The 15,831-nt window shown below is 41.5% G+C and carries 12 protein-coding genes; 11 read left to right on the top strand and 1 reads right to left on the bottom strand.

Annotated features, from left to right (window positions below; translation table 11 throughout):
• The first annotated feature begins 11 nt into the window (after nucleotides 1-11).
• Together flgK and flgL are read left to right on the top strand one after the other, a co-directional pair.
• A complete protein-coding gene (flgK, locus tag ACXAER_RS18220; RefSeq protein ID WP_474831618.1) occupies nucleotides 12-2,054 on the top strand; it encodes a flagellar hook-associated protein FlgK in 2,043 nt (680 codons plus the stop codon).
• Between the two features lie 7 nt (nucleotides 2,055-2,061).
• Complete coding sequence (flgL, locus tag ACXAER_RS18215) at nucleotides 2,062-3,285, top strand: flagellar hook-associated protein FlgL (protein ID WP_474831617.1); 1,224 nt, start codon at nucleotides 2,062-2,064, stop codon at nucleotides 3,283-3,285.
• On the opposite strand, the gene ACXAER_RS18210 is transcribed toward flgL, so the two are convergent.
• A complete protein-coding gene (locus ACXAER_RS18210) occupies nucleotides 3,282-4,268 on the bottom strand; it encodes a hypothetical protein (RefSeq protein WP_474831615.1) in 987 nt (328 codons plus the stop codon). The two genes, flgL and ACXAER_RS18210, sit on opposite strands and share 4 nt — an antisense overlap.
• Before the next feature lie 239 nt (nucleotides 4,269-4,507).
• On the opposite strand from ACXAER_RS18210, the gene ACXAER_RS18205 reads away from it, so the two are divergent.
• The 9 genes from ACXAER_RS18205 (at nucleotide 4,508) to ACXAER_RS18165 (ending at nucleotide 15,730) form a co-directional block, all read left to right on the top strand.
• Entirely contained in the window at nucleotides 4,508-5,359 is an 852-nt protein-coding gene (locus tag ACXAER_RS18205; protein WP_474831613.1) for a flagellin N-terminal helical domain-containing protein, read from the top strand.
• A gap of 778 nt (nucleotides 5,360-6,137) precedes the next feature.
• Nucleotides 6,138-6,983 (top strand): flagellin N-terminal helical domain-containing protein, encoded by an 846-nt coding sequence (locus tag ACXAER_RS18200; protein WP_474831611.1) that lies wholly within the window; start codon nucleotides 6,138-6,140, stop codon nucleotides 6,981-6,983.
• 743 nt (nucleotides 6,984-7,726) lie between these two features.
• Nucleotides 7,727-8,566 carry a flagellin N-terminal helical domain-containing protein gene (locus ACXAER_RS18195; protein ID WP_474831608.1) on the top strand — a complete coding sequence of 280 codons (840 nt, stop codon included), beginning with the start codon at nucleotides 7,727-7,729 and terminating at the stop codon, nucleotides 8,564-8,566.
• Between the two features lie 93 nt (nucleotides 8,567-8,659).
• Nucleotides 8,660-9,148 carry a flagellar protein FlaG gene (locus tag ACXAER_RS18190; protein WP_474831606.1) on the top strand — a complete coding sequence of 163 codons (489 nt, stop codon included), beginning with the start codon at nucleotides 8,660-8,662 and terminating at the stop codon, nucleotides 9,146-9,148.
• 13 nt (nucleotides 9,149-9,161) lie between these two features.
• On the top strand, nucleotides 9,162-10,592 hold the full coding sequence (gene fliD, locus ACXAER_RS18185) for a flagellar filament capping protein FliD (RefSeq protein WP_474831603.1): 1,431 nt from the start codon (nucleotides 9,162-9,164) through the stop codon (nucleotides 10,590-10,592).
• Between the two features lie 22 nt (nucleotides 10,593-10,614).
• Nucleotides 10,615-11,043: a flagellar export chaperone FliS gene (fliS, locus tag ACXAER_RS18180; protein ID WP_474831601.1), complete on the top strand. Its 429-nt coding sequence runs from the start codon at nucleotides 10,615-10,617 to the stop codon at nucleotides 11,041-11,043.
• A gap of 71 nt (nucleotides 11,044-11,114) precedes the next feature.
• Nucleotides 11,115-11,354: a hypothetical protein gene (locus ACXAER_RS18175; protein ID WP_474831599.1), complete on the top strand. Its 240-nt coding sequence runs from the start codon at nucleotides 11,115-11,117 to the stop codon at nucleotides 11,352-11,354.
• 2 nt (nucleotides 11,355-11,356) lie between these two features.
• Entirely contained in the window at nucleotides 11,357-14,731 is a 3,375-nt protein-coding gene (locus ACXAER_RS18170; RefSeq protein ID WP_474831597.1) for a motility associated factor glycosyltransferase family protein, read from the top strand.
• A 45-nt stretch (nucleotides 14,732-14,776) separates the two neighbouring features.
• On the top strand, nucleotides 14,777-15,730 hold the full coding sequence (locus ACXAER_RS18165; protein ID WP_474831594.1) for a stealth family protein: 954 nt from the start codon (nucleotides 14,777-14,779) through the stop codon (nucleotides 15,728-15,730).
• Nucleotides 15,731-15,831 lie beyond the last annotated feature (101 nt).

The following is a 15,831-nucleotide window of genomic DNA, read 5'->3' as shown; positions in this document are numbered from 1 at the left end:
AGGAGAATACAGTGAGTTCTGTTGATTTATATTCATTAGCCACAAGTGGCGTAAACGCTAGCAACAAGTTACTTCAAACTACAAGTAACAATATTGCTAATGTGAATACGCCTGGCTATGTTCGCGAGCGCACCGAGCTTCAAAACAGCCAAGTATTTGGTGTTGAGATTGGCAACACTGAGCGGGTAATCAACGTATTTGCACAGAACCAGTTACGTCGCGATATTACTGCAGTGGGTGAGCTCGAAGCGTTTTCTAGTAAAACTACGGCAATAGACAATCTTCTAGCCAGTGAAGCTAACTCGATTTCAAAGGGACTAAGCGAATATTTTTCTGCGTTACAAACTGCCGCTGATGACCCAACAAATCTTGCATCTCGCGAACAGGTACTAAGTAAATCTGAATCACTTTACAACCGTATGAGAACGCTTTCTGACTATATGTTAGAAAAAGAAGAGGAACTCAATTTGGAGTTCACTTCAATGGTTAACAGAGCGAATACCTTAATAGGCAACATTGGTGATTTAAACCGCAATATTGTGATTGCCAACGGCAACAATACGAGCGACCAACCCAGTGCGTTGCTAAACGAGCGAGATCAGGCCATAGACGAGCTTGCCTCAATAATGGGGATCACGGTAAAAGAAAGCACCACCCAAAACGGCGCAGTTACTATTAATCTCACATCGGGCGAGTCTCTCGTGCTCGAGAACGGTGCCTTTAATCTCTTTGAGTTAAGCTCTAGTGCCGATTTAACGACAAAAGAAATAAAGTTAGAAACTGACTTTGGTTCACAAACAAAGAACAATGCATCGTTACGAATTTTGGAAAGTGACCTTGGCGGCGCATTGGGTGGATTGTTCGAATATCGCAACGAAGTACTTGGGCCGACAATGCGTGACGTCGGTCAACTGTCGGTTGCGTTCGCCGATGCGATGAATACGCAAAATAAATTGGGTATGGATTTAGACGGTCAAATTGGCGGTAACATTTTTGATATTCCTTCGTTCAGAGGCTTAGCCTACGAAGATACCAATGGCGACTACGTAGTTACAGCGCAGATAACTGAAGGCAAAGGCGCAGAGTTAACTGATGCAGATTATAAAATTGAAGTTACCGCAGTTACAGCAGGCGTGCCCAGCGAAATAGAAATTACGTTTTTAAATCCAGATGGCACACCGAAAAAAGATGGTTCAGGTAATGACATCATTTTTTCAAACTTTGCCGTAACCCCTGGCTTTAACGAACTACCTGGTGGCATTGAAATAGACTTTTCAGGCAGCGATCCTTACACCGTTGGCAATGAGTTTCTAATTCAACCCACTAAAGACGTGGCTTCAAAAATAAGTTTAGCCTCTAACCGTCCCGAAGATCTGGCCTTTGCTAATCCAGTAAGAGCCGGGGCTGATAGTACCAATTTAGGCAGTGCCAACGTAGTAGATGTAACTGTGTCAAATACGGAATTGGGTACTTCTGCCTTTGACGGGGCGGGTGGCCTTTTAAATTCAGCACCGGCTCAAATTAGCTTTACCGCTGCAGATACCTATGAGGTGTTAGATGGAAGCGGTACAGTATTAGCTACCGTCACAGGAACAACAAATTTAAATAACCTTATCAGTCAGGCTGGAATAAGCCCAGATCCTGGATTTGATCTAAGCTTAGACGGTGTACCAAAAGCTGGGGATAGCTTTTCGATTAGCTATAATACAGATGGCTTTAATGATAACAGCAATGCGCTTAATTTAGCCGCTCTTCAAAATGAAAACAAAGTTCAAGTGAGTAGTGAGGCAACCAATACGCCAAGAACCTTCCAAGATGCATACGCGTCTATGGTAGGGCGTATAGGTGAAGATGCATCAATGGCTAGTGTCTCATTGGCATCGGCTGAAGCAATGAAAGTGCAGTCGCAGAATTGGTTTGAATCTGTGTCGGGCGTAAGTTTAGATGAAGAAGCTGCGAACTTGATAAAGTATCAGCAAAGTTATGCAGCGGCAGCGCGTATCTTATCTACGGCTCAAGAATTATTTAATACCATTTTGCAGTCAGCAAGGTAGGTGATTTATGCGTATATCAACGAATCAAATATATGATCAAAACATGCGCTCGATTATGCAAAATCAGGGCGACTTGGCGAAAACCCAAGAGCAGTTGGCTTCTGGAAAGCGCATTATCACGCCCAGTGACGACCCTGTTGGCGCGGCGAAAGTACTTCGTTTAACCGAAGAAATTGATGAGCTTAACCAGTTTCAACGCAATAATGATTTGGTAACGGGGTCGCTTGAACAGCAAGAGGCTGTGCTTACCAACATTACCGACTCAATTAATCGTGCTCGAACGCTTATCGTTCAGTCTGGCAATGGCATATTGTCTGACCCCGATAAGCGCGCAGTTGGCGCTGAATTAGAGCAAATCAAACTAGAAGTATTTGACCTGATGAACACCCAAGATGCAGACGGCAATTATTTATATGCTGGCTTTCAATCTGGTAATCAGGCGTTTGAATACAACCCAGCAGCGGGTGGCAATGCCATTACGTTTGCAGGCGACCCAGGTGTGAGTTTTGTTCAGCTATCAAATAGCTCTAAGATACAATCAACCAGTAACGGGTATGAAGTCTTCGAAAACGTACTTTCGCGTTTTAAATTTTCAGTTGATGGCACTACTGGGGCAACGGTTAATACAGCTGTGGTCAAACAGCAAGGCACATTTGATACCTTTTTTGATAAAAACTACGACCCAGTCAATGCGGCGAACAACGATTACCGCATTAATTTTCTGGCTACCGGGCAAGCTGAATTAGTTAACCAAGGAACCGGTGTCGTAGTTGATTCTGTTTCCTATACCTCTGGTCAGCCTTTTACCATTAAAGGGATGGAATTCGACGCCACAGCGGCTCCTGGTGATAGCATCGATTTATCGTTTGATGCTCCAAAGAAAAAAAGCATGGCTCAGTCAATTCACGAAATTCAAACCATTTTAATGGACTCTACTATTGATAACTCAGCACTTCAGGAATCGATAGCAGACGCATTAGTAGGTCTAGATAACGGGCTTGAAAAGCTTTCTTTAGAGCGTGCTTCGATTGGTAGCCGGTTAAATATAGCCGAGAGCACTTACGAAAGTAACCTAGATATGGAAATTGCCGCGAAAGCACAGCGCTCGTCTATTCAGGATGTGGATTATGCCGAAGCATCTACTGAATTTGCGAAGCAAGAAACAGCGTTGAGTGCTGCATTGGCCACTTTTCCTAAAGTAGCTAATTTGTCGCTATTTGATTTTGTTTAGCGGTCATAATTTATCAAGTTATTAATGCCGCTCAAGTGCGCCATGTAAACTCTGGCTTGATTGTCGATATGGCAAGAGTAGTAAGAGATATAAAGGTGGTCGCCTTCAACCACCAAGCCAGGATAACTTGTGTCTCCTCCGCTTGGCAGCGTTTTTAGTTCAGTAAGTATTTTAGTTTTACTATCAAATAGCCATATCCTGGTTGTAAATTGATGTGAACCCCAATCTATATGTCGTCCTGCAACGATATATAGGCTTTCACTTAACGCCACAGCTGCTGGACCACCAATATAGATCTCTAAATCATGCCAGCTCCATTTGGTATAAGGCGGTTTCGAAGTGCCAAATTGTGCACTGAAAGTATCTGCATCTCTTCTTAAAAATACCGAGGCATTTCCGTCATTATCAAACAAGATTGTGCTTTCATTGGGGTAGCTTTTACCTTGTTTGTCCAAACAAAAAGCCTTTTCCTTATGAACGTGCATTGAACGCGTTGGATCGCCTTTATAGAGTGAAACTGAGTTCGCTCGTCGATTGTACGCAAAGCCATAAGCTTCTGAGTTATAGAAAGTATTGTTCCACAGCCACCAACCGCTTCTACCGTGACTATTCCCTGCAGACCAAGAATAGCCGGTGGTTGAGAAATAAGTCACCATTTTTGTGACCACTTTTCTATTATCAAGGAAGGATTTTGCATAGGTAGTAAGCATGAGGCGAGAGCCATTGTATGAGAACTTCGGATCTCGTAAATCGGCATTATCCTCTTTAATAATTACTCTGTTTCGAACTTGAAACGAAGCTTTATCAAGAGTTAATACAATAACCACTCCGTCAGTGCTGACATGGTTAGTAGCTTGTCGGTAACAGCACATCAAGGTTTCACGATTTTTGTCGAACGGATTTTCAATTAAATCAGTGAAAGCGCAATGGGCTGCAGGCTTGGATATGCGCTTTATGTCGAACAGCATCAAACTATTTTTCACGCCAAATCTCCCTTAAAAATCCATCAGTTATGTCGTTTCTTATCGTCAATCTACGGCAATATCTTACCGCCTATCGGCAAAAATCGTAATTTTTTCTAAAGGGATTCTAAATGATGTCGATACAGTTTCTGAGAGAGCCAGTTCATCAATTACCCCTCAGGTCTTGATGACTACTAAAACAAAACGTCGGCAATGCCGACAGCCAGCGCACGCTGGACTGAGAGTGTAGGAGAGACTTTATGTCTATGTTCGTTAATACCAATGTATCCTCATTGAATGCCCAGCGTCAGCTTTTTGATGTAAGTAATTCTTTGAGTACGTCTTTTGAACGCCTTTCTTCAGGCTTCCGTATCAACAGCGCTGCTGATGATGCTGCAGGTCTACAGATTACCGATCGAATGACATCACAAATTCAAGGCCTTAACCAAGCTGTACGTAATGCAAACGATGCGATTTCACTGTCGCAAACTGCTGAAGGTGCGCTTTCTGAGACCACTACAGCACTACAGCGTATTCGTACGCTGGCCATCCAATCGCAAAACGGTATCAACAGCTCTGCTGACCGTGTAGCATTACAAAAAGAAGTATCTGCTTTGCGTACTGAGATCTCGCGTATCTCTACGACCACCCAGTTTGCGGGCGTAAATATTCTTTCAGGTGATTTCTCTGCGAAATTCCTTGTAGGTGCAAACGCAGGTCAGACAATTTCTGTAAACCTTTCAAGCCCAACATTGACGCGTGCAGGTGTTAATGGCTTCAGTGCGACTGGATTGAATATCACAGGAACTGATGTTGACGTTCTTTCTAGTGAAAACGCTTCTGGCCTACTAGGTAAAATAGATAGCGCGATTTCTGCAATCGGCGGGCTACGTGCTGACTTAGGTGCGCTTCAAAACCGCTTCCAGTCTACAATTCGTAACTTAAGCAATATCTCAGAAAACGTATCTGCTGCACGTTCTCAAATTAAAGATACTGACTTTGCTACTGAGACAGCTAACCTAACACGTAACCAGATTATCCAGCAGGCAAGCACAACTGTGTTGTCGCAGGCAAATCAGCGTCCACAGGCAGCATTGTCTCTATTGGGTTAATTGTTTAGCGAGAGTGGAGTCAGGAGGTAGTGCTCTAGTCCACGAGTCGATGAAAAAAGCCGATACCCTTTGGGTATCGGCTTTTTTATTTCAACGTCATGTAAAACTGTCTTTTATGCTAAAAAGGATACAGCGCATTTTGAGTGAGCAATTAACTGTACGGATTGGTATTAATCACTTTATTTCTCCCCAACTAAATCTACCACTTCATCGCTTACTGAAAAGCACGAGAGTGCCAATGCCGAGATTTTTAATTATTTTTCACTTACCACAAAATAATTGTAAAAAAGACTAAAGAAATTTTCCCAAAGTGACGATAACTATTACAAAGGGAGACATAACTCGTTTTATGTCTCCTAAGTCAAGAAAAGGATGGTTTATATCAAGGTTTGTTGAAACATGATATGTACTTTATTTTATTTTCTTGTTCTTAAAGTTTTTCAAAATCATTGCTTTATATGGTCTGAAATAAATTTTTAAAAAGTTCTAAAGAAAATTTGTTTGAGTGACGATAAATAGAAAGGTTTGCTAAGAGTGGAGCTGCTGACCGGCGAGAATGAAGCCAGGAGGTAGTGAGAGGTTTGAGGTCTGGAACATCAAACCCACCAGTCAGCAAAGAGAAGTAACTTCTCTATGTAGCAATTTTACCGGTTAGTGTGCCGATAAAATGTCAGATTAGACTGACACCTTAACAAAGCACAGGCTATGCCAAAATTTTTAACCACTGCGCACATAATAAAACCAATAGCGCAACACTCGAAACTGTTAGGAGAGACCCATGAGTCTATTTGTAAATACCAATGTGTCATCGTTAAATGCACAACGCCAACTATTCACAACTGGCAATAACTTAAGTACCGCCTTTGAGCGTCTATCATCTGGCTTCCGCATCAATAGTGCTGCTGATGATGCTGCTGGCCTTCAAATTACCGACCGCATGACATCTCAGATTCAAGGTCTGAACCAAGCGGTACGAAATGCGAACGATGGTATATCACTTGCGCAAACTGCTGAAGGCGCTATGGCTGAAACGACAACCGCCCTTCAACGTATTCGTACACTAGCCATTCAGTCGCAAAATGGAATCAACAGCTCAGCTGACCGTGTTGCGCTACAAAAAGAAGTATCTGCACTTCGCACAGAAATATCACGTATTTCAACTACAACGCAATTCGCAGGTGTAGACATCTTAACAGGTGATTTTTCTGCCAAGTTCCTTGTTGGTGCAAATGCAGGTCAGACAATTTCTGTAAACTTGTCAGCACAGGCACTGGGTCGTGCAGGTGTTAATGGGTTCAGTGCAACCGGTTTAGGCATTATTTCTGATAATGTGTTAACCGAAGCAGGAGCATCACGTTTGTTAACCGCGGTGGATAAAGCGGTATCTGCAATCGGTGGCCTTCGCGCTGACCTTGGTGCACTACAAAATCGATTCCAGTCGACAATCCGTAACTTGAGTAACATTTCTGAAAACGTGTCTGCGGCAAGATCGCGTATCAAAGACGCTGACTTTGCCACTGAAACGGCAGAATTAAGCCGTAACCAGATATTACAGCAGGCAAGTACCACTATTTTAGCCCAGGCAAATCAGCGCCCTCAGGCTGCATTGTCACTGCTAGGCTAATAGTTCAAGTTAGATATAAAGCGCTATTTGGGAAGGAGTTGAGAGGCCATCCCCTGAAGAAAGGAATGCGGCCATTGAGGCCGCCCCTTTGAGAAAGCGCCGACTAACAGGACTGAGAGTGTAGAAGTGTTGGTTGAGAGGCCAGTTTATCCTACTAAACCCTGCCAGCCGACAGAAACTGAATTTGCTCTATCTCCTAACGTGAGCAAATTGGCCGAGATATCGTTGTCTCGGCCTTTTTTTATTTTTTACCGAAACATCTCACCAATTTCAAACTACGGTAGAGCAACGCCGTAGCTCCCTCAATACTATGCATATTAAGTGCCAATTTCTGTAACTCTATCACTTGAATATTCTTCAACGTATTAGGTTCCAATACGCTTGGATTTATTTTAAGCAATTAATAGAGCATCAAGGCAACGATTATTTCTAGAATCAGTGTGTCTTATACCAATCCGTATAGCTCATTACCCACTTAGATTCCAAAGAATTACAATGAATTTTAAAACAATAAATTGATTAATAGTCTTTATAATCAGTGGTTTATTTGTTTTCTGGTAAGTTTTTTTAAAAAAATAACAAAAAAAGCTAAAGAACCTAAAGCATTAGCCGATACCTATTGTTGAGGGGTAATTTAATTTACTTTTATATTGAGGTGTTGGCGGGAGTAGTGACCCAGCTGATATGAACTGGAAGGATTTGATGATAGCAGATTTGCCGTCGAATCCCTAGGAGGTAATCTAATGTCTTTATTTGTAAATACCAATGTTTCATCGATCAATGCTCAACGTCAGCTTTTTGACGTTAATGATCGTTTGAATACGTCGTTTGAAAGACTTTCATCGGGATTCCGCATTAATAGTGCATCGGATGACGCTGCAGGTCTTCAAATTTCTGACCGTCTTACTTCACAAGTACAGGGCCTTAACCAGGCAGTACGAAATGCTAACGACGCTATATCTTTGTCGCAAACAGCAGAAGGTGCGCTTAGCGAGGTTACCACAAGTCTACAGCGTATTCGTACTCTTGCTGTACAATCACAGAACGGTATTAACAGCTCTGCTGATCGTCTGGCACTACAAAAAGAAGTGTCTGCTTTACGTACTGAAATATCGCGTATCGCTACCGATACACAGTTTGGTAACGTGAACATACTAGATGGTAACTTTTCTGCAAAATTCCTTGTAGGTGCTAATGCTGGCCAAACAATTTCAGTAAATCTGTCGTCTACAAACCTTGGCTCAATTAGCGGATTCAGTGCAACTGGTCTTGGTATCACTACAAACAGTGTTGCTACAGCTGATGGGGCGTCTGCTTTACTTAGCGATGTTGATGCTGCTATCTCTGGTATCGGGGCGGTTCGTGCAGACTTAGGTGCGCTTCAAAACCGTTTTCAGTCAACCATTCGTAATCTAAGCAACATCAGCGAAAACTTATCATCGGCGCGTTCTCAGATTCGTGACACTGATTTTGCAGCTGAAACTGCTGAGCTAACGAGAAACCAGATTATCCAGCAGGCATCTGTTTCTGTACTAAGTCAGGCAAATCAGCGTCCTCAAACAGCGCTGTCATTGCTTGGATAAGCTATACTTAAAATAGTTACCTTAGTTGAGATGTAACGGGTGCTTGCTTTTTAAGCAAGGGCCCGTTTTGTGGTTTCAGTAGGGAGGTATTAGGTGGAAATTCAAAATACCCAAGTTGGCCAGTCGTTTGCATCACCAGGGCCTAAGAATGCTGGTGTAGTTGAAAGTGACGTTAAACGTGAAATAGAAGGCTCTGAGACTAAAGAGCGGTCTTTTCTTAATAACGGGCAGAATGCTAACGTTAATGCAGCGCAGGATGTGTCAGACAAAACAGGAAGTCAGCAAATTCTTTCTCAAGCTTCTCCGTCGCAGGCCGATATAAGAGAAGAAGTGAGTAACGGTGTTGAGTTAGACGATGCTATTGTCAAAGTTGAGTCATTTTTAAAGGTTCAGAATCGAGACTTAGCATTCACTATAGATGAAAATACGAATCGCTCAGTAGTGACGGTTAAAGATTCAACGTCTGGTGATGTGATAAGGCAAATACCTTCAGAAGAGGTATTAAAGCTTGCTGATCGTATCCAAGAGTTACAGCAGGATGTTGGTAACAGCGTAGGAGTGTTTATCAACAACCAAGTTTAACATGAGGTAAATTATGACAATTCAGTCTCTAGGTGTAGGATCTGGCTTAGCCCTTGATGATCTTGTACAACAACTTCTGACCGCAGAGCGCCAACCTAAAGAAGAGCGTTTGAATGCGAAAGAAGAGCGTATTGAGGCTGAAATTTCTGGCCTTGGTCAAATAAAATCGAAGCTCTCTGACTTCAAAGATGCCGTCGACGAGTTGCGAAGCGACAATGGTATCAATGGGCGAGAGCCTACCATCACAAATCCTTCAGAAGACAATGATGTACTGTCCGCAGAAGCATCAAATTCAGCATTGCGGGGCAGTTACGAAGTTATCGTCGAACAACTTGCTGCTGGAAGCCGTATAACTACAGACGCCGGCGCGTTTACATCAAGTAGCGACCCTGTGCTTTCATCAGGCACAGGTTCATTGACATTTGACGTGGGCGGAAGCGAGAGCTTTACCGTAGATGTTACTGCTGGCATGTCACTAACCGCGTTACGTGAAAAAATAAACAGCGCTGATGATAACTTCGGCGTAACCGCAAATATAATTGATACGGGAACCGGTGCAGGACCTCGTTTAGTTTTCTCGTCTAGCGAAACTGGCGATGGTAACGACCTAGTTATTACTAACGATACAGGGGCTGCAGAGTTAGATCGCTTATCAACGACTGGCGGTACCAACAACATTAGTGCCGCGAACATAGAAAGTGCGCGCAACGCTATCGCATATATTGATGGTATCGAAGTTCAAAGTAGTTCTAATGAGTTTGAAAATACTATTCAGAACGTATCGTTTGAAGTAAACGAAGTTTCTCCCAAAGATGCCGCAGGGGACTTTTTAGCAACCAAACTAAGTATCGGTTATGACAAAGAAGGTTTAGATAAAAAAATCAGAGACTTTGTCGATAACTACAATGCACTGGTTGATGAAATTAAAACGCTCACTCGTTATGGAGAGTCTGAACTAGAAGAAGACGGCGCTTTAGCAGGAGATTCTTTATTGCGCGGAATCCAGAGTGGGTTAGCGTCCATTGTTGGCGATAGTGTAAGTTCTTCTGCCTTAGGCGGGTTGTTCCAGATTGGTATTGAATTTGATGACGACGGTAAGCTGGAAATTGGCACGACAGATTTTGGGCTTGGTTCTGGGGAAGATAGATTAGAAGATGCACTTGAAGATAGCTTTGATGAAATCGCCAAGTTGTTTACCGACCCAGACGAGGGTATTGCTACACGGCTTTATGAATTTTCAAAAGAATACACTTCTTTCAGTGGATTAATTAGCTTAAGAGAACGTGCAGCGAAAGACGACCGCGAAGATTTGTTCGACGAGCGGGAGACCTTAGAGCTACGCATGCTGAATTACGAAGAGATTCTTCGAGACAAATATTTGAACCTCGACCAAACCGTTGCACAGTTGAACCAGACTGGATCAGCGCTGCTAGCGTCGTTGTAATTAATTTAGAGTTGGAGTTTTTATGTCACTCAAAGGTATAAATGCCTACCGTAAAGGTAATCTGAAACAAGATGTGGCAAATGCAGATCCGCATAAGCTTACGCTGATGCTGTTGCAAGGAGCACTTGATCGAATCGCATACGCAAAAGGTGCAATGGAGCGTAAAGAATTGGTAATCAAAGCTGATTATATCTCAAAAGCGAATGCGATAATTATGCATCTGCGGGACACCCTTGACCTTGAGGTAGGCGGTGAAGTCGCCGAAAATATGTTTGCGCTATATAATTATATGATTGAACGCCTAAATGATGCACATTTTAATAACGACTTGAATATGTTAGATGAAGTGTCTAGCCTATTAACACCAATTCGAGATGCTTGGGTACAGATTCCTGAAGAGGCTAAACAGGAAGCCTATGAGGCCCAGCGTCAGAACCGACAAGCTATTTGAAAAACTCGATATTAAATCACAGCAGCACTCCATTATTTCTTCAAGCAGTTAACGCAGAGTTAGCTGCTTGTTTGTCTTCGTCCAGTGACACTTTTTCTACCGAACGATTTCGGTACCTTTCCCAAATACGCCATAAAGTTGTTGTTCGAGCGCTATCACGTCTTGAACACGATGAAAAAAAATCGTTTGCAAAAAAAGAAATTGAAATAAATCAAAAGCTTGAAGAGCTGGCGCAAGGCTTGCTAGATAACGCAAAAAAGGAAGCGGTTAAATTTTCAAGAGGCCGCGCAGCCGTTAAGAAATATAAATAATTATGCTAAATCAAATTCAGCTACATATTCATGACGATGAAGAAAAGCAACTTGAGGTAGAGAAGCAGGCTGCCCATTCTTTGAGGTTGCGTTATCACGAAAATGTAGAGGCGTTTCGTCGACATATACCTTCTTTACTTTCTCTCGTAAAAACTGACAAGACCAGTAACTCTACACTGTTGTGTAATAAATACGGTGAGCTAAATGTAGTTAACGTCACCACGGGGCAAGTATTGTATGGTCTGTATCCATCACAAGATGTTTCAGAAGAAGTAACTCAAGCTCTGCAAGATATGTCCCCTGTCTACTTCGATTTGGATATCAAGCAAGAACCTAATGTGCTAGTTATATTTGGGCTAGGACTTGGCTATCACGTTCCTATGCTCCTAGATCACAGTAAATTTCGAAATATTGTTATTTATGAACCAGATGAAGAGTTGTTTATCTGTTCTCTCTCCGTTATCAACTGGAGGCATATACTCGAATCCGCGAAGCAGAATGGCGTTGGGCTATTTCTTCAGATTGGAGACAGTGGAAAGCAAATTTTTGAAAATATGACTGAGTTGCAGCAGCATCTCGGTAGTAGTGGTTTTTACTACTATAAACATCTTAATAACGGTGTTTTTGACGACTTAGAATTAAAACTGAGAACGGTGTCTTGGACTGAGCTGCGCAATTGGAAGGGGGGAGATAATAATAGCAATTCTATAGTTAATTATTTGCCACCATGGACGAAAAGAGTATTCTCAAGAGATGCAAGCAACCGGTTGGAGAGCCAAAGGTTCAGAGATAATCTGAAAGCATTTAAGTCTTTTTTTCCTTCAGTTTATGAAGAGTTTAAAAACTACTCACCGTCTGTCTGGGTTCCCTATGGCGAAGACTCATCTCATATCAATATATTGCATAAAAATACTCGCTCGTTGTTTTATCAGTATGATGCAGTTAAAGCATGCGAAGATAGTTTTCATTGTTTTGCCCAGCGTCCTCATAAAGATGGAATTATTCTTGGATATAAAGGCAAAAAATTAAGAAACTATCTGCATTATCAGATGGTAATAGAATGCGAGTCAGTCCTAAAAGGTGTGAAAGACGAAACCGGTTCATTACCCCAAGCCGTAAAGTCTGTCATTTTTTTTGGACTGGCAGCAGGTTATGATTTATCTCATCTTATAGAGCATCATGATGTTGAAAAATTATTTATTTGTGAGCCGAACAAAGACTTCTTTTATGCATCATTGCACGCTTTAGACTGGGTCACAATCTTAGACTACTTCTCTAAAAAAGAGCGCAGACTTTACCTAAACATCGGAGATGATGGAACCAATTTAACCAACGATCTCCTTGTACAATTTCAGTCTATTGGCCCCTACGTACTTGCGAATACCTATTTTTACCAATCCTATTACAATGAACACCTTGTTAAAGCAATTTCTCAATTAAGAGAGCAATTACAAGTCATGATTGCAATGGGAGATTATTTTGATAACGCAAGATATGGAACGGCTCACACACTTTGGGCTATTCAAAATAAGATACCTTTTTTGAAGAAAAACGTATCGTCCCAACTGTCAGTCGAAGACAAAGATGTGCCAGTTTTCATTGTCGGAAATGGTCCCTCTCTGGATAATTTAATCCCTTTGTTAAAAGAAGAAGGGCAAAGAGGAATCATCGTTTCTTGTGGAACAGTTCTTCAAACGCTTCACGCCAACGGAATCGTTCCTGATTTTCATGCAGAAATTGAGGCAAACCGTTCAACATTCGACTGGGCTGTACGAATAAACGATTCTGAATATTTAAAAAAGATAACCTTAATAAGCTGTAATGGTGTACATCCAGACACGTGCGAATTATATAAAGACGTACTGCTTGCTTTTAAACAAGGTGAGGCTTCTACCGTCTCAATCTTTGAACTGTATGACAAAAATGGGTTTGCAGCACTCAATAATGCTTATCCAACAGTAACAAATTTCGCGGTTAACTTTTTTACAGAGATAGGGTTTCAGCAATTTTACATGCTTGGAACAGACCTTGGTTTTGTAGATGCAAAACATCACCACAGTAAAGCGTCAGGCTACTACAGTGAAACAGGCCAAGATCTTTACGATTATAACGCTGAGAATAACACATCGCTGATTGTTCCCGGTAATTTCCGGCCTTACGTAAACACAAAGTACGAGTTCAAGGTTTCTAAATCTGTATTAGAAAACACGTTGTTAAGTAAACAGGTAGATGTGTATAACTTGAATGACGGGGCTAGGATTCTAGGTGCAAGGCCTCTAAATATTGATAACGCAATTATTATCAGTAAAGAAGATAATAAACAAACTGCGCTCGAGAACGTTAGAAGAATAGGGTTCGAGACATTGGGCAAGAAGGATTTTATTGAGCGATTTGAAAGGCGGTTTCATCACGATGAGTTGCTGAGCGAGTTGCGGCAGCTTCATGAAATCATTCCCCTCTCGTTTGAAAATGAAAGCCAAGTGGTTGAACTTATAGAAAAACAGCGAAGTATTCTTGTTAATTCACTGCTTAAAAAGAAATCGATACTTTTTTTCTACCTCAATGGAACGCTTAATTATATTAATAGCTCTTTTACTAAAATAACGAATCTGCAAAACAAACAACGTGTGATTGAACTAAGTCAAAAGCTAGCAAATATTTGGTCCAGATATACCTTATATATGCTCAAAAGTTTTGAGTTTCAGAAATTTGAGTTCGACAATATAACTAGCTTTATGGGGAAAAGACGTGAATTACTCATCCGACATTATTTAGAGAGCAAACCATTTAGACTACACTTCGAAGGTCAGTCACTGCGAGCGGCATCAAGCTCATATCTAGAAATGTTACGTGAATATGAGTCTGAAAAGGCGTTACAGATTGATGTTTACGTTGATAGCGATCGCGAAGTGGTTTTAAACAGCGCATTTGGTTGCAGGCTCCAACGCAACTACGTTACGTCAGTTTCATCCTTATTTCACACAAGTGGTAATACTGTTTATTTACCTGGGAGCCTTTCGGACGATAAATATTCATTATCTTGTAATGATGAAACTCGAGTTAATTTCTTAGTGCTTTCTATTATAAGCGGTCTAAAGTCTGTTGTTATTGTACCTAAGCAAATATATCTTGAAGATAGTGAGCCATTTGGATTAGAAACTATCCTTGCCAGCTTCAAGGGATATTTTTGCTATGGGGCGGTGGACTTCATAGTGATAAGTGAGCGTAAGTTAGCCTCGAACGAATTGCACCTTGGCACCGGTGATCGATTGACCTTTATACCGCAATTAAAAAAATTAGATTTACTCGGTAGAAAACTAAATGCTTCAGCGTACCTTCGATCTAAGCAAGAACTTGTCTCTCGCGGAACAAGCTAATGAACAATATTTTACTTTTCTCGCCTCAAAGTGACATCGTCGTGTATGTGTAAAGATGATATTGATTTCGTCATACTCTGGGTTGATGGTAACGATGAAACACACAAACGGCGCAGGGAAAAATATCTGTCTAATGAGATAACGCGCAGTGCAAGTGATGCTGAACAATCCACTGGAGATAATAGGTTTCTTCAGCACGATGAACTTCGTTTCTGCCTTAGATCAATTAAGCGATATGCGCCTTGGTTTCGCAAAATTTGGTTGGTAACAGACGGGCAAACCCCATCTTTTCTTACTGAAACATTACTCGAGCAAGATAGAATATATATTGTTGATCACAAGGATATTTTCGTTGGGAAAGAGAAATACCTTCCCACATTCAATACGCGAGCCATTGCTAGCCAAATCGATAGGATCCCGGGCCTGAGTGAAAAGTTTGTCTATGGGAATGATGACTTTATGTTGGGTGCCGATACATCTGCTTCTTTCTTTTTTGACGGTCATATCCCTAAAATATGGGGAGATTGGACAAGTAACGGCATAAATGGTGCCAATACGCTTTTTCAGCAAGGTATGATAAACGCATGGAAGTTATTTGGGCAGGACGATGGCCACTATATTCATGTGAGTCACGGTTTTCAGCCTATGACAAAAAGCATTGTTGGAACGTTAAAGTCTCATTTTTCAACAGAGTTTGAAAATAATTTAACCTACCGTTTTCGTCATAGATCGCAGTTTATAATAGAGTCGCTCGTAAACCATTATTGTCATTATGTGATGAAAGCGAACGTATTAGGTACGTTACCGATGGTACATTTTAGTTTCGAGCTTTGTAGGTACGGAGATAGAAATAAAATAGCGTTTTTGTTTGAATTACTAAAAAATGCTGAAAGAACAATGTTTTGCCTTAATGAATACCACTCATTGGTTTCTCGCATACCGATTGTAGAAACCTACCTTGATAGTCTTTGCGGCCCGAAACTGATTAGCGAAGTCTGAATCGTTATTGTGACAATTTTTGCTTCAACACTACGGTTTGAATTGGCTTAGTTAGGATTTCGAGTTCTAACGTTTATGCTTTCAAAGGTTCGGCCGATATA

The organism is Alteromonas sp. AWJ4_199 (assembly GCF_056159165.1).
Note: the sequence above shows the minus strand (reverse complement) of the source record. Positions and strands in the feature narration are given on the sequence as shown.

Excerpts from the sequence above, each read along its gene's own strand:
- ACXAER_RS18165 (WP_474831594.1), top strand. The coding sequence starts at position 14,777 with ATGTGTAAAGATGATATTGATTTCGTCATACTCTGGGTTGATGGTAAC.
- fliS (WP_474831601.1), top strand. The coding sequence starts at position 10,615 with ATGTCACTCAAAGGTATAAATGCCTACCGTAAAGGTAATCTGAAACAA.
- ACXAER_RS18205 (WP_474831613.1), top strand. The coding sequence starts at position 4,508 with ATGTCTATGTTCGTTAATACCAATGTATCCTCATTGAATGCCCAGCGT.
- ACXAER_RS18195 (WP_474831608.1), top strand. The coding sequence starts at position 7,727 with ATGTCTTTATTTGTAAATACCAATGTTTCATCGATCAATGCTCAACGT.
- fliD (WP_474831603.1), top strand. The coding sequence starts at position 9,162 with ATGACAATTCAGTCTCTAGGTGTAGGATCTGGCTTAGCCCTTGATGAT.
- ACXAER_RS18200 (WP_474831611.1), top strand. The coding sequence starts at position 6,138 with ATGAGTCTATTTGTAAATACCAATGTGTCATCGTTAAATGCACAACGC.
- ACXAER_RS18170 (WP_474831597.1), top strand. The coding sequence starts at position 11,357 with ATGCTAAATCAAATTCAGCTACATATTCATGACGATGAAGAAAAGCAA.
- flgL (WP_474831617.1), top strand. The coding sequence starts at position 2,062 with ATGCGTATATCAACGAATCAAATATATGATCAAAACATGCGCTCGATT.